The organism is Bradyrhizobium sp. URHD0069, from assembly GCF_000701345.1.
GTDB lineage: Bacteria > Pseudomonadota > Alphaproteobacteria > Rhizobiales > Xanthobacteraceae > Bradyrhizobium.
Map to the genome: position 1 here is coordinate 72387 of NZ_JNIJ01000024.1, position 16922 is coordinate 89308.

Genomic DNA, 16922 nt, shown 5'->3' on the forward strand with positions numbered 1-16922 from the left:
TTCGGGCAAATTCGCGCGGACTATAGCGGCCGCGGTCCCAATTGCAACGCTGCCAGACCCCTGATTTGCACCGCTTGCGGCTCCACGCGAGGCCCGATATGGCTGCACGGTCAGGAACCCCAGAGATGTCGAAAAAGTCCCGGAAAGCAGCACCGCGTGCCGCCTCCAAGGCTGCCGCGCCGAAATCGAAGATGACCGCGACAAAACGTCCGCCGGCACCTTCCGAACATGGCACAACGGAAAGAATCGCCCGCGCGTTGGAGGCCATTGCCTCGCACCTGTCCGCTGCGTCGCCGACGGCCAATGCCGGCGACTTGTTTGGCAGTGCCGACGCTTTCGTCTGGCACCCGGATGGCCGGCTCGCGCCGGTGCCGCGCGTCAGCCGCGTCGATCTCGGCCTGCTGAGGGGCATCGACCGGATGCGCGATATCCTGATCGAGAATACCGAACGCTTCGCCGATGGTTTGCCTGCCAACAATGCGCTGCTGTGGGGTGCGCGCGGCATGGGAAAATCGTCGCTGGTAAAGGCCACGCATGCCAGCATCAACGTCAACCGCAAGCCGGCGGACCGCTTGAAGCTGATCGAGATTCACCGCGAAGATATCGAGAGCTTGCCGGCGCTAATGGACCTGTTGCGCCCTTCGGAGTTCCGCTTCATCGTGTTCTGCGACGATTTGTCGTTTGACGGCAACGACGCCTCCTACAAGTCGCTGAAGGCGGTGCTGGAGGGTGGCATCGAGGGCCGTCCCGACAATGTGATTTTGTACGCCACCTCCAACCGCCGCCATCTCCTGGCGCGCGAGATGATCGAGAACGAGCGCTCGACGGCGATCAATCCCGGCGAGGCGGTCGAAGAAAAAGTGTCGCTTTCGGACCGCTTCGGATTGTGGCTCGGCTTTCACCGCTGCAGCCAGGACGAGTACCTCGCAATGGTGGTGGGTTATTGCGGCCATTACGGCATCAAGCTCGCGGCGGACCAGCTCGAGCGGGAGGCGCTGGAATGGTCGACCACACGCGGCTCGCGTTCGGGCCGCGTCGCCTGGCAGTTCACGCAGGAATTGGCGGGCCGGCTGGGGGTGAGGCTGGCGGGGAAGTAGTTGCGGGAGCTCAGCGTCACCCGGACGCTGCGCGGCGCGGTGTGCTGTCGAGGCGGGGCCCACACGTCACAACTCGCGGCTATAGGTCCCGGCTCCGCGGAGCAGCGTGAAGAACGCTGCACCGCGTCCGGGACACGCAGGCTCACGCCCCGTTGAGGAATTGAAGCGGGTCAACCGGCGAAGACCCCTTGCGGATCTCGAAGTGGAGCTGCGGCGACCCCACCTCACCCGATTGACCCGATTTGGCAATGATCTGGCCGCGCTTGATCGTGTCGCCGCGCTTCACCAAGAGTTCACTCGCATGGGCATATGCGGTGACGTAACCGTTGGAGTGCCGAACCAGAACCAAATTGCCATAGCCCTTGAGCTCATTTCCGGAATAGGCGACGACGCCATCCTCGGCCGCCTTCACCGGGGTGCCTTCCGGCACCGCCAGATTGATGCCGTCATTGGCCTTGCCATTAGTCTTGGCGCCGTAGCTGGTGATCACCTTGCCGCGCACCGGCCAGCGGAACGTCGGCAGCGCGCCGGTTGCTTCATTGGCCTTGGCCGGCGTTTCAACTGAAGCGTCTTCCACCTTCGTTGTCGCCTGTGCCAGGTGCGCACTTTGCGGAGGACCGCTCGTGACGGCGGCCATTTTGGTCGCGGGCGGCGCTGACGCGGCAGCGGGCTGAGCGGCAGCAACAGGTGCCGGTGCTGCGGCCGGCGCAACCGCCGCCGTCTTCGCACCTGGCACCGTGAGCTTCATGCCGAGCTTGAGCTTCGCCGACGGATCGAGCCTGTTGGCCTTGGCAAGCTCTGCGACCGGCACATGATTGCGGCGCGAGATGCTGAGCAGCGTCTCGCCGGGATTGACGACGTGAACGGCTGGCGCTGTGCTCGTGGCAGCAGCGGCTTTACCCGCCGGCGCCGCCGGGGTGGCAACAGCGGCGGTCTGACGCGGAATGATCAGCTGCTGGCCCGGCGATAAGGTGCGCGGCCCTTTATAGCCATTGGCCTGCAGGATCGCGGCGGCCGATACGTTGTAGCGGCGCGATAGTGTTTCGAGCGTATCGCTGGTGCCGACGATGATCGTTGTGCCGCCCTGTGCCGGTCCGCGGGTCGCCGCGACCGAACGCGGCGGGACTGTGCCGGTGCTCTCAAGCGGGTGCGCTGGCGGAGCATAGGAACTTACCCCGCGTCCGGCTCCGGAAACGCCGCCACTCGCCGCCGGATGGGATTGCGGCGCCGAAACGGCCGGCGGCGGCAGGGCCGAAGACTGCGGACGGGAATATTGCGGAAGCTCGCGACGCTCGACCGCGGGGGCTGGCACCGAGCCCGTGGCTTCCGGTTGCGAGGCAAAGGGGTTGGAAAAGGGATCCTGCGAGAGGCGCGTCGACATGTCGGCGCTGCATCCCGCAAAACCGATCGACATCAGCGCCAGCGCCGCGACCTGCGGCACGCGGCGCGAGCAAAGCAACTCGACGACACGGGACATGGTTACTCACTCGTACGCAACAAAGTACTGTTTTGAGTAAACACCTCCTCCAGTAAACAACCGCTTAACCTCAGAATAAGAGGTTGGCGGGACAGCCAATCCGTCCTTTTACAGTTCGCGGGCGATGCCCGGCAGCGCCGGGACGAAACGTACGTCCACCAGCTCCTTGCGCTCAAAACCGGCATCGGTCCTGATGATCCGAACCAAGGTCTGGGTGTCCTGCGGCGGTCCAACCGGGGCGATCAGGACGCCGCCGGGATCAAGCCGTTCCGTCAAGCCTTCAGGAATTCGCTCCATCGCCGCGGTGACGATGATGCGGTCAAAATTGCCGGCGCTGGCCGGGACGTCGAAGCCATCGCCAAGCAGCACCTCGACATTGTCGCAGCCGACCTTGCTCAGCCGCGCCCGGGCGCCGTCGGCCAGCGTCCGAAAACGCTCGAGGGTCAGCACCTGGCTGCACACCCGCGACAGGATCGCCGCCTGGTACCCCGAGCCGGTGCCGATCTCCAGCACGCGATGGTGCTTCTGCAGTTGCAACTGTTCGGTCATGTAAGCCACCACAAACGGCTGGCTGATGGTTTGCCCGCAGGCGATGCCGAGCGCGCTGTCGCGGTAGGCATCGGCCCGGTCGGCCGGCTCCACGAAAAGCTCGCGCGGAATCTCCTCCATGGCGCGCAGCACCGCCTGATCGCTGATCCCGCGTCGCCGCAGGGTGAGCTGAAACATCATCTTTTCCGGCGGGTACTGAGCAGTGGGCATGTCCATCTCGCAAGGAGGCGCCAACCTCGGATTCGGGGCAAGCTTCGGTTCGCGACACTAGCGCGCCTCGGCCGAACACGTCGCTGCAATCTATGCTTCCGGTTTAGGGAAAATTTCCCCTGAATTGGCGTTCCGGCCATGGAACCGGACCGGCTATGACGGCATTAAAGCGCCGGGCGAATCGATCCTGCTCATTAGCCGTGATATGGCGCACGAGGAGCCGTCAGCGTGCATATTGCTCACGTTTGCATTGCGCCCGATGGCGTTATTTGCGAACCTCGAATCTCGGGGACGGGCAAGGACTCAATCATGACTGCGACGCGGCCGCCGGGCGGTTCTGTGTTCCTCGTCGAGGACGAGGTCATGATCAGAATGATGGTCGCCGACATGCTGGAGGAATTGGGCTACAGCGTTGCTGCCGAAGCCGGCGAGATCAACGAGGCGATCAGGCTGGCGCAATCCGCGAAGTTCGACCTCGCCATTCTCGACGTCAACGTCAACGGCAAGGTGATCTCGCCGGTTGCCGAATTGATCGATGCGCGCAACCTCCCCTTCATCTTTGCCACCGGCTATGGCTCCTCGGGTCTTCCCGAGGAATACCGCGACCGTCCGGCGTTGCAGAAGCCCTTCCAGATCGAAACATTGGCGCGGATGATCGACACCACGCTGCGGAGCGCGCCGGTTTAAGACCCGGCGGCGGGTATGACGCTTCGCGTCACTTCAGCGTCGCCGTCAGCGCCTGCGAAAATTCATCGTCGGTGCGGTCGAGGCGGAGCGGCGTCACCGAGACATAACGCGCAGCCAGCGCCGCAAGATCGGTGCCCTCCGCCGGCACGTCGATTTGCACCAGCCGTTCGAAACCAATCCAGAAGTAAGGATTGCCGCGGCCGTCGCGGCGCTGGTCGACTTTTAGAAAACCGAGATTGCGCTTGCCCTGCCGCGTCACTCGAATGCCCGCGACCTCCTCCGGCGCGCAGGCCGGAAAGTTGACGTTGATAACGGTGTTCTTGGGCACGCCGGCATCGATCACCTTGCGCACAATCGGCGGGCCGAATTTCAGCGCCGTATCCCACTGCGGCGCGTTGCGGTTTTCCACGCTGAATTCCTGCGACAACGCGAACGACGGCAGTCCTAGAATAGTGCCTTCCAAAGCGCCGGCGATGGTGCCGGAATAGACCACGTCTTCCGCAACGTTACGGCCTTTGTTGACGCCGGATAGCACCAGGTCCGGCATGGTTTCGCCGAGGATGTGGCGCGCTCCCATGATGACGCAATCGGTCGGCGTACCCCGCACCGCGAAATGACGCGGGCCGACTTCGCGCAGCCGCAAGGGGTCGTTCAGCGACAGCGAATGCGAGACCCCGGACTGATCGAGCTCCGGCGCCACCACCCAGACGTCGTCGGACAGCGCGCGGGCGATTTGCTCGACGATCGTGAGCCCGGGAGCATGGATGCCGTCGTCATTGGTGCAGAGAATTCGCATCCGTGCAAACGCCTTTTCCGATCGATTCCGTGCGGGTCAGGGCGCCGTCTTATCCCTCTCACGGCTTTGAGGCAAACTCAGCCAGATCCGGGCAAAGCAGAATGGGCCCTCCGGCATCTGATGCGTGGATTGCTTCACCTACTTTTCTCGCTCGATCACCTTCAGCCCGCCCATATAGGGCTGCAGCACATCAGGCACCGCGATCGAGCCGTCTTCCTGCTGGTAGGTTTCCATCACCGCGATCAGCGCGCGGCCGACGGCTGTGCCGGAGCCGTTCAGCGTATGCACGAAGCGCGGCTTGCCGTCGGGACCGCGATAGCGCGCATCCATGCGCCGCGCCTGGAAATCGCCGCACACCGAGCAGCTTGAAATTTCGCGGTAAGCTCCGCCCTCGCCCTGGCCGGGCATCCACACTTCGATGTCGTAGGTCTTCTGCGCCGAAAAGCCCATGTCGCCGGCGCACAGCGTCATCACGCGGTAATGCAGATCGAGTTGTCGCAGCACTTCCTCGGCGCTGGCCAGCATGCGCTCGTGCTCGTCGCGGCTGGCCTCCGGAGTCGTGATGGAAACCAGCTCGACTTTTGTAAATTGATGCTGGCGGATCATGCCGCGGGTATCGCGGCCCGCAGCCCCGGCCTCGGCGCGGAAGCACGGCGTCAGCGCCGTCAACCGCATCGGCAGTTCTTTCTCGTCGAGGATGGATTCCCGGACCAGGTTTGTCAGGGGCACTTCGGCGGTCGGGATAAGCCCGAGGCGTTCGCTCCTCCATCTGCCATCGGAAGCGGCGAGCAATTCACCTTTGATGGCCCAGAACTGATCATCTTCGAACTTCGGCAACTGCCCGGTGCCAAACATCGCCTCATCGCGCACCAGCAGCGGCGGGTTGATTTCGACATAGCCGTGCTCGTTGGTGTGGAGATCGAGCATGAACTGCCCGATCGCACGCTCCAGCCGTGCGAGGCCTTTCTTTAAGACGACGAAGCGCGCGCCGGACAATTTCGCCGCCGTCTCGAAGTCCATGAAGCCGAGCGCGTCGCCGAGATCATCATGCGGTTTTGGCTTGAACGCATAATCGCGTACCTTGCCGAACACGTGATGCTGTATGTTGCCGTGTTCGTCGACGCCATCGGGCACCTCGTCCAGCGGCAGGTTGGGAATCGCGGCCAATTCCCTGGCGAGTTCTTCGTCGGCTGCTTTCGCCGCGGCTTCAAGCTCCGGCATGGTGGTCTTGAGTTCAGCGACCTCAGCCATCAGCTTGGCGGCACGTGCGTCCTCCTTGGCTTTCTTGGCCTCACCGATTTCCTTTGATGCCGCGTTGCGCCGCGCCTGCGCCTGCTCCGACCTTAGGATCGCCGCGCGGCGCTTTTCATCGATCGCCAGCAGCGAGGCGGACAGCGGCTCCAGCCCACGCCGCTTCAGCGCAGCATCGAAGGCGTGAGCGTTGTCGCGGATCCATTTGATATCGTGCATGGGCGTTCGGTCCAAAACTTCCGCTCGTCAACTATCAACGTTTGCGTTGATATTTGACAGCGCGTTCCCAGTACCACATCCGTCATCGCCCGCGAAAGCGGGCGATCCAGTATTCCAGAGAAAGCGGTGACCGAGCCGTAAAGCCGCGGCGTACTGGATACTCCGCTTTCGCGGAGTATGACGGCCAGCATTGGAGCAGCGCAGTTCGTCCCCTACTCGGCCGGATTGGCTTGCGGCGGTGGTGGGGCCGCAGAAGGTGGCGTGCCGGCAGCAGCAGCCGCCGCGGCCCTCTTCTCGACCATGCGGACGGCGACGATCGAGCCTTCGTAGAGCAGCAGCAGCGGCAACGCGAGCGATGCCTGGCTGATGACGTCAGGCGGCGTCAGGATCGCTGCGATGACGAAGGCGATCACAATGAAATAGCGGCGCTTCTCACGGAGCTGCGTCGAGGTGATGATGCCGATCCGCCCCAATAGCGTCAGGATCACCGGCAGCTGGAACGCCACGCCGAACGCGAAGATCAACGACATCATCAGCGACAGATATTCGCCGACCTTCGGTAACAGCTGGATCTGCGCGGTCTCCGAGCCGCCGACCTGCTGCATGCCGAGGGAGAACCGCACCAGCATCGGCAACACCACGAAGTAAACCAGCATCGATCCCAGCACGAAGAAGATCGGCGTCGCGACCAGATAAGGCAGGAACGCGCCGCGCTCGTGCTTGTAGAGGCCCGGGGCCACGAACTTGTAGATCTGGGTTGCGACAATCGGGAACGAGATGAAGGCGGCGCCGAACAGCGCCAGCTTCAACTGGGTCAGGAAATATTCCAGCAGTGCGGTGTAGATGAACTTCGAGTTTTCCGCGCCGGCGATCCAGACGAATGGCCATACCAGCACGTTGTAGATCTGCTTGGCGAAGAAGAAGCAGAAGATGAAGGCAATGCCGAAGCCGAGCAAGGCTTTGATCAGCCGCGATCGCAGCTCGATCAAATGATCCATCAGCGGCGCCTTGCTGGCCTCGATATCTTCGGCGCTCATGACGCTTTGGCGTCCTTGAGTATGTCAGGGGTTGCGGGAGCGATCTCCTGCGGTTCGCGCTGAGCTTCGCGCGTGATCGCCAAAGGCTCCGTCGCGGCCGCATGCGCGTCGGCTTCCCTGAACGTTTCCGGGATTGGCGCCTCCGGCGCGTCGATCTTCGGCGTCACCGGAGGTTCGATCGCCGCCGTTTCGGTCGCTGCCGCCGCCGGCTTATCGATGTCATCGATGCGTAACGCGTTGGAGACGTCCTTCTCCAGCGAGGTCATGACATTGCCGCTGGCGAAGCCGGTCGCGGTGTCCTTGACCTCATCGAAGCTTTTTTTGAGGTCGGCCATTTCGGCCTCGCGCATCGCTTCCTGGAACTGGCCCTGGAATTCGGCGGCCATCTTGCGCGCCTTGCTCATCCATTGCCCGACCATGCGCAGCACGCCCGGCAATTCCTTCGGGCCGATGGCGATCAGCGCGACAACCGCGATGACGACCAGTTCACTCCACCCGATATCGAACATGAAAAAATCCGCTCACGCGAGGCGATGTCACCCCAATCCTTACAGAACAAGATCGAGGCGGCCCGCGTCTCTCTCAACCGTCTTGCAGCGAAGCTCAACGCAGAGCCCGCCGCAGACTTCGTCGTTCAGACAGCCTTGCTGCCGACATCCGACCGCGTCGCCGTAGGCGGCGTTGCGTTATGATCGATCGACTTCACGGGCTCGGACTTTTCCGCAGTCTTGTCATCGTCCTGCATGCCCTTCTTGAAGGCCTTGATGCCCTGCGCGACATCACCCATCAGGTCCGAAATTTTGCCGCGACCGAACAACAGCAGGACGACTGCGATCACGACGATCCAGTGCCAAATGCTAAGTGATCCCATCCTGCAACCCTCCAAAAACGCGAGGCCGGCGACCCGGCCTGATCTTTAGCGGAAACTAGGCTCTGGGGGTGTCAAAAACAAGGACCTAAGCCGCGTCAAATCGCTGTTAACGCGCTACCGTTAGCCGGCGGCGGCAGATCGGTCGCGCGTCTGTCGCAGCCGGGAGCAGATCAGCTTCCGCCCCCGCTTTCCGGCTCGACGGCGGGGGCCAGCGCGAGTTCCAGATCGCCGACCTCAAGGGGATCCTCGTCGTCGCGCAAGGCCGGATCATCGGAGGGCGTCGGAACGCTGAAACCCGAAGGCAGCCGAGAATCGAGCAGCCCCGTCCCTTTGAGTTCCTCAAGGCCGGGCAGATCGCCGAGCGCCTCCAGGCTGAACTGCGACAGGAAGGCTTCCGTGGTTCCGAATGTCAGCGGACGGCCCGGTGTCTTGCGGCGACCTCGCGGACGAATCCACCCCGTCTCCAACAACACATCCAGCGTCCCCTTGGAAGTAACCACTCCGCGGATTTCCTCGATCTCCGCGCGCGTGACCGGCTGGTGATAGGCGATGATCGCCAGCATCTCGATGGCCGCGCGCGACAGTCGCCGCGTCTCGGTGCTCTCCCGCGTCATTAGCCACGACAGATCACCCGCGGTGCGGAAGGTCCATTTATTGGCAACGCGAACCAGATTCACCCCGCGCGAGGCGTAATCCGCCTGCAGTTGAGCGAGCGCGACTTTGATGTCGACGCCATCGGGCATTCGCTTCGCGAGCGTGGCCTGGTCCAGCGGCTCGCTGGAGGCAAACAGCAGCGCTTCCAAGAGCCGCAATTCCTCGGGCCGCGCTTGCGGATCGATAGAACGCTCCTCGGCATCGACTTTGCGTTTTTCCGCCAGGCTTGCCATGGCACGGTCTCCTTCTTCCACTTACTCGGTCGACAGATTTGGCGCGGTCATCGCGTCGGATGCTTGCGGCGGACGCTTTCGAAAATACAGCGGCGCGAACGCCTCGTTCTGGTGCAACTCCACCTGGCCTTCCCTGACCAGTTCCAGGGCGGCTGCGAAGCTCGACGCAAAAACGGTGGCCTTTTGCGAGGGATCGACGACGTAGCTGATCAGGTATTCGTCGAGGCGGCTCCAGTCCTCGGCCATTCCGACCAGGCGCTCCAGCGACGCTCTCGCCTCGCTCAATGACCACACCGTGCGTTTCGCCAGATGCACCGTCGCCAGCACCCGCTGCTGGCGTTGCGCGGCATAGGCGGTGAGCAGGTCGAACAGGGTCGCGGTGAACTGGGGATGCTTGACCTCGGCGATGGTTTCAGGATTGCCGCGCGGAAAAATGTCGCGCTGCAATTGCGGGCGGTTCATCAGCCGGTTCGACGCTTCGCGAATGGCCTCAAGCCGGCGCAGCCGGTTCGCCAGCGCTGTCGCCATTTCCTCGGCGCTCGGTCCGTCCGCGGTCGCGGGCTCGGGCAGCAGCAGCCGCGACTTCAGGAACGCCAACCATGCCGCCATCACCAGATAGTCGGCGGCGAGTTCGAGACGAATCTTCCGCGCCGCCTCGATGAACACCAGATACTGATCGGCGAGCGCCAGAATAGAAATCTTGGCGAGGTCGACCTTCTGCTGCCGCGCGAGCGCCAGCAGCAAGTCGAGCGGACCCTCATAGCCCTCGACGTCGACGACCAGCGCCGGCTCGTCCTCGGCCAGTTCAGCGGGCCGTCCGGTTTCAAATGATAGAATTTCCGCGCTCATGCGCCCGCCGTTCCCACTCGTCCAACCAACGCATCGAGCTCTGCCCGTGCCGCCAGCCGATCGAAGGCTTGCGGAGGTTTGCGCGACGCCAGGGCGCCTCTGGCGCGTTTCAGCGACTTGCCCGACAGTTCGGGCGCCTCGGCGGCGACTTCACGCATTTCGTCAAGCTTGCCGTTGCAATGCAGAACCATGTCGCAGCCGGCCGCAAAGATCGCTCGGGTCCGCTCGGCGATCGATCCCGCCAACGCATTCATGGACACGTCGTCACTCATCAACAAACCCTGGAACCCGATCACACCGCGAATCACTTGCTCGACGATTGTCGCAGAAGTCGTCGCCGGATGGGCGGGATCCAATGCGCTAAACACAACATGTGCGGTCATCGCCATCGGCAGGTCCGCCAGTGGCTGGAACGCGGCGAAATCGGTCCGCTCCAGCTCCGTTTTCGATGTTTCGACCACCGGAAGCCTGAAATGGGTATCCGCGGTCGCCCGTCCATGCCCGGGGATGTGCTTGAGCACCGGCAATATGCCGCCCGCTTCGAGTCCCTCGGTAACGGCGCGCGCGATCGCTGCGACCTTGTCGGGCTCCGTTCCGTAAGCCCGGTTGCCAATGACCGCATCAGCGCCGAGAACCGGCACATCCGCCAGCGGCAGGCAATCCACGGTGACGCCGAGTTCCATGAGATCCGCCGCCATCAATCGCGCGCTCAACCGTGCTGCTGACAGGCCAAGCTCGCGATCGAGGTCGTAAAGCGCCCCGAAGACGGCGCCTGGTGGATAGACCGGCCAATACGGCGGACTGAGCCGCTGCACCCGACCACCCTCCTGGTCGACCAGAACCGGCGCGTCCGCTTCCCCGATCGTATCGCGAAATTCTTGAACAAGATTGGCAACTTGCGCTGGCGAATCAATGTTCCGCTTGAATAGGATAAATCCCCACGGCTGCTCGATGCGGATGAATTCGCGCTCAGCGGCGCTTAGCTCCAGTCCGGATACGCCTGTGATGAATGCCCGCGAGCTCATGCGGCCGCTTTGCCCGCTGATGACCTGAGGGTCAAGGAAACGACCGTTAATTCCTTTGGACGACGCACTGCCCGCCGGCGGTCTTGAGGCTGCCGCAAAACTGCGAGGCTTCGTCGGGCGAGCCGAACGGACCTACCATGGCACGGTAGTAGACGCCCTTGTCGCCGAGGTCGGCGCGTTTGATCACCAGCGCGCGCGATCCGAGCACGCTCGGGAACTTGCCCTGCAGGGCACGATAGGACGCCTGAGCGTCGGCTTCGTTTCGCTGCGAGGAGACCTGAACCAGGTACCCGGCGCTGCCTCCACCGCTACTGGGCGCGGTCTGGACCGGATTATTGGCCGCCACCCGGGTCGCCCCAGTTGCAGGCGCTGATTGATTGTCCTGCGGAACCAGCGACATCGGCCCATTGGCGCTGGCGTTGGCCGCCGACGGCGGGTTCTTCGGCGCAGCCGGTGCTGGCGCAGTAGTCTTCGCGGTAGTGGCTGCTGGCTTTGCCGGTGTTGGCGGTGCCGCGCCGACCGGCGTCGCGGCGCCATCAGGCTGGTCGCCGCGGACCGAAAGAGTCCTGATCTTTCGCGGCTCGCTGTTCGGGAGGGTACCGTTCGCGGCATTGGCCAGTACCGAACCGCTCGGCGCCACGCTCGCCGCAGACGGCGGATTGCCATTCTGGTTCAGCGGTGGAAACACCACGCGGGGGCCTGACCTGGCATTGACATCGACGGGGGCTTCTTCACGCGGAACAATTTTCTCGGTGCCGTCGCCTGCCGCCATGCGGTCCGGCACTTTGGCGGTCGCGTCCGCCGGGGCCGGCACGATCTTGGTCGGACCCGCGTCGGCCCTGATGATCGGTGGTTCACCGATACGGGGCGATCCGACATAGGTGCGATAGGCAAATGCTGCGCCCGTCCCGACCGCCGCCAGCGCAAGCACGACTACCACAGTGGCGAGGCCGCCGCGACGCTTCCGTCGCTTTTCTTCGGCTTCGTCGCCATAGTCGTCCTGATAGGCAAAGGGATCATCCGAATAGGCCTGATCGTATTGCGATTGCTGCGCGCCGGAGTCGAGCGGGCCGTACAGCGCATCGTCATAGCGCGACGGGTCGGGCTCCTGCTCGGCCTCCGCAAACGCCGGCGCCTGCTGATATTCCGGTTCGGGTGCCGCAACGGGCGTCGCATAGCGACGCAACGGATGCTCGGCACTCGGGTAATCCTGCTGCGGAGCTTCCTGCCTGTTGGCGCGTTGCATCCACGGCGGTGGCCCCGCGGGAAGGGCGTCATCCGCCTCCGGCGGCTCCTCGTATTGATCGCGCGCGCTCGCGCGCGGCTGGACCTGGTGATTGGCCCGCCCCATGCTGCTGCCGAACGGATCGGTCTGGCCGATCAACCGCGCAAGCTCAGCCAGCGGGTCGGTCTCCTCCCTCGCAGATGTGTGCGGGTCACCGCTGCGATGATAGTCGTCATCGGCGGGAAACGGTTTGTTCTGATATCGATCAGCCATTGTGATGATGCATCCCCTTCGGGAAAGCTGCCAATTCGTCCCCACGACAAAATTAGCTGCTGTCAGATGCCCCCACAGGTCCCCATGTGAGCGGCCTTTTGCCCCTTACTATCGCATCTCGTCCGGAGCATGGACGCCAAGAACGCCTAGGCCCGATGCTAGAACCGAGACGACGCCCTGGACCAAAGCCAATCGCGCCTTGGTAATCTCTGCATCATTGTTGATAATGAAGCGTAAATAGGGCAAATCGCGCCCTCTCGTCCAAAGGGCGTGAAATTCGCTGGCAAGGTCATAGAGGTAAAAAGCGATTCGGTGCGGCTCATGTGCCACCGCCGCCGCCTCGATCATCCGGGGGTAGAGCGCCAGGCGCCGCAGCAAGTCGAGTTCCCCAGGGTCGGTCAGCCGCTCCACGGCCGCCTGGCCAAGGAATGCCGCCCGGGCGTCTGCCTCCTCCGGCAGTTCCGGAATGACCTCGCGGGCATTGCGGAACACCGAGTGACCGCGGGCATGGCCGTACTGGACGTAGAACACCGGGTTCTCGCGCGACTGCTCGATCACCTTGGCGAGATCAAAATCCAGCACCGCATCATTCTTGCGGTACAGCATCATGAAGCGGACGGCATCCTTGCCGACCTCGTCCACCACTTCACGCAAAGTGACGAAATCGCCGGAGCGTTTCGACATCTTCACCGGCTGGCCGTTGCGCAACAACCTGACGAGTTGCACGACCTTCACGTCGAGCGTGGCTTTGCCTGATGTGACCGCCTTGATCGCCGCCTGCATGCGCTTGATGTAGCCGCCGTGGTCGGCGCCGAACACATCGATCAGATTGCTGAAGCCGCGATCGAACTTGTTCTTGTGATTGGCGATATCGGAGGCGAAATAGGTGTAGCTGCCGTCGGATTTCTTCAACGGACGATCGACGTCGTCGCCATAGGCGGTGGCGCGAAACAGCGTCTGCTCGCGATCCTCATAGTCCTCGACCGGTGCGCCTTTCGGCGGCGGCAGGCGGCCTTCATAGACGTCGCCTTTGGCGCGCAGGAACTCGATGGTGGCGGCGACCTGATCGGCCCCGCCTTCGATCAGCGAGCGCTCCGAGAAGAAAACGTCGTGCCTGATATTGAGCGCGGCGAGATCGCCCTTGATCTCATCCATCATCATCGCGATCGCCTTGTCGCGCACGATCGGAAGCCAGCGCTCCTCGGGCATCTGCTTGAGGGCGGCGCCGTACTCGCCGGCCAGTGCCTGACCCACCGGCTTGAGATAGTCGCCGGGATAAAGCCCTTCCGGAATTTCGCCGATGTGCTCGCCGAGCGCTTCGCGATATCTGAGATACGCCGAGCGCGCGAGCACATCGACCTGGGCGCCGGCGTCGTTGATGTAATATTCGCGGGTCACATCGTAGCCCGCGAATATCAAGAGGCTCACCAACGCATCGCCGAATACCGCGCCGCGGCAATGCCCGACATGCATCGGTCCGGTCGGATTGGCCGAGACATATTCGACATTGACCTTCTCGGCTGCGCCCGTCGTGTTTCGGCCATAAGCAGCGCCCTCGCGCAGCACGGTGCGCAGCGCGTCTGACCAGGCCGATGGTTTCAAAGTGAGATTGATGAAGCCGGGGCCGGCGATATCGACCGACGCAATCAAATCATCGTTGCGCAATTTGGCTGCGATCCGCTCGGCCAGATCTCGCGGTTTTGCCTTGGCCTCCTTGGCCAGCACCATCGCGGCGTTCGTCGCCATGTCGCCATGGGACGCGTCCTTTGGCGGCTCGACCACGACGCGCGACAGATCGACGCCAGCTCCAATCTCTGCTGCGCAGACGGCGTGCACGCGCGCGAGTACGTCGGCGAAAAGATGCGGCGATGAAGCTTTGTCGACCATGGGCGTTGATGGGACCGGGGAATTCTGCCGTGGATGCAGTACCTAAGCCGCCGCGTAACGCAAATCCGGGGTCGAGTCAAAAAGCCTTTGATGTTCGGTCATTGCGAAGCGGTCGGTCATCCCGGCGATGAAGTTGCCGATCCGTCGTGCACGCTCGGTGTCGGCGTCCTTGCCATCCGGCGGCAACCATTCGGCCGGCAGATCGGCCGGCATCTGCTGATAACGCGCGAACAGGTCGAACAGGATCTGTTCGGCATCGTTCATGACGTGCATCACCCGCGGATGCCTGTACATATGCTGTTTCAGGAACAACTTGATCTCAGCCTCCGCTTGCGCGGCGACCGCCGGAAACGCGATCAGCACGTCATGGTGGCGGCGGACATCGTCGACCGATTTCGGCTGCAGGGCTTCCAAACGCCGGCGCGCCTCGGAGACGACCGCCCCGATCAGGTACGAAATCAGCTCGCGCACCAGTTCCGCGCCGCGCCGGCCGTCATCGAGATCGGGATGCTGCTTCGCGACCTCGGCGATCATTCCCGCTGTGAGCGGCATGACTTTGAGATCGTCTACCCCAAAAAGGCCGGCGCGCAGGCCATCGTCGATATCATGGGCGTCATAGGCGATGTCGTCGGCGATCGCCGCCACCTGCGCCTCCAGCGACGCAAAGCTCCACAGTTCGAGGTCGTATGCCCTGATGTAGTCGGATATCCCTACGGGAATGCCGTGTTCCCGATACCGTCCGATCGGGGCTCCGCTTCGCTCGGTCAGCGGGCCGTTGTGCTTGACGATGCCCTCCAACGATTCCCAGGTCAGGTTGAGCCCGTCGAATTCGGGATAGCGATGTTCGAGCGACGTGATGACGCGCAAGCTCTGCGCATTGTGATCGAACCCGCCATGGGCCTGCAGACAGGCATTAAGCGCGCGCTCGCCGGCGTGGCCGAACGGCGGATGGCCTAGGTCGTGCGCCAGTGCCAGCGTTTCCGTGAGATCCTCATCAAGGCCGAGTTGGCGGGCCAGCGCGCGGGCAATCTGCGCTACTTCCAGCGAGTGGGTCAGCCGGGTACGGTAATGATCACCTTCGTGGAACACGAAAACCTGGGTTTTGTGCTTCAGGCGGCGAAAGGCGGTAGAATGAATGACCCGGTCGCAATCGCGCCGGAACGGGCTCCGGGTCTTGCTCGGCGGCTCCGCGAACAGCCGTCCGCGGCTGCGGTCGGGATCGCAGGCATAGACTGAACGAGGAGCAGCCATTCCGACCGACACGGTGTATTAATCCCCTCAAACGTTTGATTCCGGTGCCTGGTGCACTTAACTACCACTTGCGGGTAATTCAAATTACCTGAAAAGCTCGCATTGGGATCTCGCAATGGGGACTACGGAGCACGTCATGACTTTGACCAGTGTCGCTATCAGCGAGCGGGCGGCCCGCCGCATCGGCGAAATCCTCAAGAGCGAGGGCGACGGCGCCATGCTGCGGATCAGCGTCGAGGGCGGCGGCTGCTCCGGCTTTCAATACAAATTCGACATCGAGCGCGCGAAGGCTGAAGATGACATGGTGATCGCGCGCGACAACGCCGTGGTCCTGGTCGATCCCGCCTCGGTGCCGTTTCTGGCGGGGTCAGAGGTCGATTTCGTCGACGACCTGATCGGCGCGTCGTTCCGGGTGGTCAATCCCAACGCCACTGCGTCCTGCGGCTGCGGCACCAGCTTTTCGATCTGAGAAGTTAGCGGTTATCGGCGAACAACGCCCTTGCGTTACCATGCGCGATCTGCCGGGCCACCTGCAGCGGCAACTGCGCCAACCAGGCGCGATAGCCGGCCATGATTTCTCCATAGCTCGCCCAGCGTTCCGGGACCCATGTGTCCGAACCAAGCAGGAATCGGTCCGGTATCGCTCGAACAAGACCCGCCATTCCGGCGTCAGCTTCCCGGCCCCGTCGGTGATGCCGCTGCGGTACGACAGTTCTCCCCAAAGATCAGGATATTTGGCCAGCAGCGCGGAGACGCGCTCGCTTGGCAGTCCGAAGCCGGTATGCGCCCAGATGATCCGGGCACGAGGATTGTGCCGCATCAGGATTTCAACGGCCTCCTCGTCCGCGTGGGCATGTAGATAGAGGTTGTTTGCCACGGCGAAGTCGACGGTCTTCTTCACCCACTCGTTTTCCGCCGACTTCCCCGACAAGTGAAATTCACCGATGCCGCGATAATAGCCGCGTTTGAATTCGTCCTGCACGAGATCGAAAATGACGGGGTCGCTGAACCAGCTGCCGATATCGGCGCGGACACGGTACGGCCGAATAAAAGGCACGACCTGCAGGCCATCGGGCTTCGCATCCATCAGCGCGTGGGTGCCGGTGTTGGGGCGGCTGGTCGCGAGGATACCGGTCACCCGATGCTTCCTGAACAGCGCCAGAACCTCATCGGGCTGATAGAACGGCTTTGGTTCCCAATTGTAGTGCAGATGGGCGTCGAAGATCTCGATGGGTTCGGCCGCGTGTACGCGCGTGTCCATGCCGGCGAACAGAAACGCGGCAATCAGGGTAGCGATGCGCCCTCGATGAGGCTTCATCTTCACTCTGGCG

At 63.0% G+C, this 16922-nt stretch carries 17 protein-coding genes; 3 read left to right on the forward strand and 14 right to left on the reverse strand.

The window, feature by feature from the left end:
* The first annotated feature begins 125 nt into the window (after positions 1–125).
* Positions 126–1097 (forward strand): ATP-binding protein, encoded by a 972-nt coding sequence (locus N554_RS0116220; protein ID WP_029584423.1) that lies wholly within the window; start codon positions 126–128, stop codon positions 1095–1097.
* A gap of 142 nt (positions 1098–1239) precedes the next feature.
* On the opposite strand, the gene N554_RS0116225 is transcribed toward N554_RS0116220, so the two are convergent.
* Both N554_RS0116225 and N554_RS0116230 read right to left on the reverse strand, forming a co-directional pair.
* Positions 1240–2574, reverse strand: a complete 1335-nt coding sequence (locus N554_RS0116225; RefSeq protein WP_029584424.1) for a peptidoglycan DD-metalloendopeptidase family protein — start codon at positions 2572–2574, stop codon at positions 1240–1242.
* A 108-nt stretch (positions 2575–2682) separates the two neighbouring features.
* Positions 2683–3333: a protein-L-isoaspartate(D-aspartate) O-methyltransferase gene (locus N554_RS0116230; RefSeq protein WP_029584425.1), complete on the reverse strand. Its 651-nt coding sequence runs from the start codon at positions 3331–3333 to the stop codon at positions 2683–2685.
* A 309-nt stretch (positions 3334–3642) separates the two neighbouring features.
* Here N554_RS0116230 and N554_RS0116235 point away from each other — a divergent pair, with 309 nt between their 5' ends.
* The gene (locus N554_RS0116235) at positions 3643–4020 is read left to right on the forward strand and encodes a response regulator (RefSeq protein ID WP_029584426.1); all 378 of its coding nucleotides are present in this window, start codon (positions 3643–3645) and stop codon (positions 4018–4020) included.
* 28 nt (positions 4021–4048) lie between these two features.
* Here the strand turns inward: N554_RS0116235 and surE are convergent, their stop codons facing one another.
* The 11 genes from surE to N554_RS0116290 all read right to left on the reverse strand — a co-directional run bounded on the left by surE (position 4049) and on the right by N554_RS0116290 (position 15603).
* On the reverse strand, positions 4049–4816 hold the full coding sequence (gene surE, locus N554_RS0116240; protein ID WP_029584427.1) for a 5'/3'-nucleotidase SurE: 768 nt from the start codon (positions 4814–4816) through the stop codon (positions 4049–4051).
* Positions 4817–4954: 138 nt separating this feature from the next.
* On the reverse strand, positions 4955–6286 hold the full coding sequence (gene serS, locus N554_RS0116245) for a serine--tRNA ligase (protein WP_029584428.1): 1332 nt from the start codon (positions 6284–6286) through the stop codon (positions 4955–4957).
* 212 nt (positions 6287–6498) lie between these two features.
* Positions 6499–7323 carry a twin-arginine translocase subunit TatC gene (tatC, locus tag N554_RS0116250; protein WP_029584429.1) on the reverse strand — a complete coding sequence of 275 codons (825 nt, stop codon included), beginning with the start codon at positions 7321–7323 and terminating at the stop codon, positions 6499–6501.
* Positions 7320–7832 carry a Sec-independent protein translocase protein TatB gene (gene tatB / locus N554_RS0116255; RefSeq protein ID WP_029584430.1) on the reverse strand — a complete coding sequence of 171 codons (513 nt, stop codon included), beginning with the start codon at positions 7830–7832 and terminating at the stop codon, positions 7320–7322. Before tatB ends, tatC begins: the two co-directional genes overlap by 4 nt.
* A 125-nt stretch (positions 7833–7957) precedes the next feature.
* Positions 7958–8194, reverse strand: a complete 237-nt coding sequence (locus N554_RS0116260) for a twin-arginine translocase TatA/TatE family subunit (RefSeq protein ID WP_029584431.1) — start codon at positions 8192–8194, stop codon at positions 7958–7960.
* Positions 8195–8364: 170 nt separating this feature from the next.
* Positions 8365–9081 (reverse strand): SMC-Scp complex subunit ScpB, encoded by a 717-nt coding sequence (gene scpB / locus N554_RS0116265; protein ID WP_029584432.1) that lies wholly within the window; start codon positions 9079–9081, stop codon positions 8365–8367.
* A 21-nt stretch (positions 9082–9102) separates the two neighbouring features.
* Positions 9103–9930, reverse strand: coding sequence for a segregation and condensation protein A (locus N554_RS0116270; RefSeq protein WP_029584433.1), 828 nt, complete (start codon positions 9928–9930; stop codon positions 9103–9105).
* Entirely contained in the window at positions 9927–10955 is a 1029-nt protein-coding gene (gene nagZ / locus N554_RS0116275; RefSeq protein WP_029584434.1) for a beta-N-acetylhexosaminidase, read from the reverse strand. The genes N554_RS0116270 and nagZ overlap by 4 nt, the downstream gene beginning before the upstream one ends.
* Before the next feature lie 46 nt (positions 10956–11001).
* Positions 11002–12453, reverse strand: coding sequence for an SPOR domain-containing protein (locus N554_RS0116280; RefSeq protein ID WP_029584435.1), 1452 nt, complete (start codon positions 12451–12453; stop codon positions 11002–11004).
* Between the two features lie 108 nt (positions 12454–12561).
* A complete protein-coding gene (argS, locus tag N554_RS0116285; protein WP_029584436.1) occupies positions 12562–14340 on the reverse strand; it encodes an arginine--tRNA ligase in 1779 nt (592 codons plus the stop codon).
* A 42-nt stretch (positions 14341–14382) separates the two neighbouring features.
* Positions 14383–15603: a deoxyguanosinetriphosphate triphosphohydrolase gene (locus tag N554_RS0116290; RefSeq protein ID WP_029584437.1), complete on the reverse strand. Its 1221-nt coding sequence runs from the start codon at positions 15601–15603 to the stop codon at positions 14383–14385.
* A 124-nt stretch (positions 15604–15727) separates the two neighbouring features.
* Here N554_RS0116290 and erpA point away from each other — a divergent pair, with 124 nt between their 5' ends.
* Entirely contained in the window at positions 15728–16060 is a 333-nt protein-coding gene (erpA, locus tag N554_RS0116295) for an iron-sulfur cluster insertion protein ErpA (protein ID WP_029584438.1), read from the forward strand.
* Here the strand turns inward: erpA and N554_RS35950 are convergent.
* Positions 15959–16909: an amidohydrolase gene (locus tag N554_RS35950; RefSeq protein ID WP_245283626.1), complete on the reverse strand. Its 951-nt coding sequence runs from the start codon at positions 16907–16909 to the stop codon at positions 15959–15961. The two genes, erpA and N554_RS35950, sit on opposite strands and share 102 nt — an antisense overlap.
* Between the last annotated feature and the right edge of the window lie 13 nt (positions 16910–16922).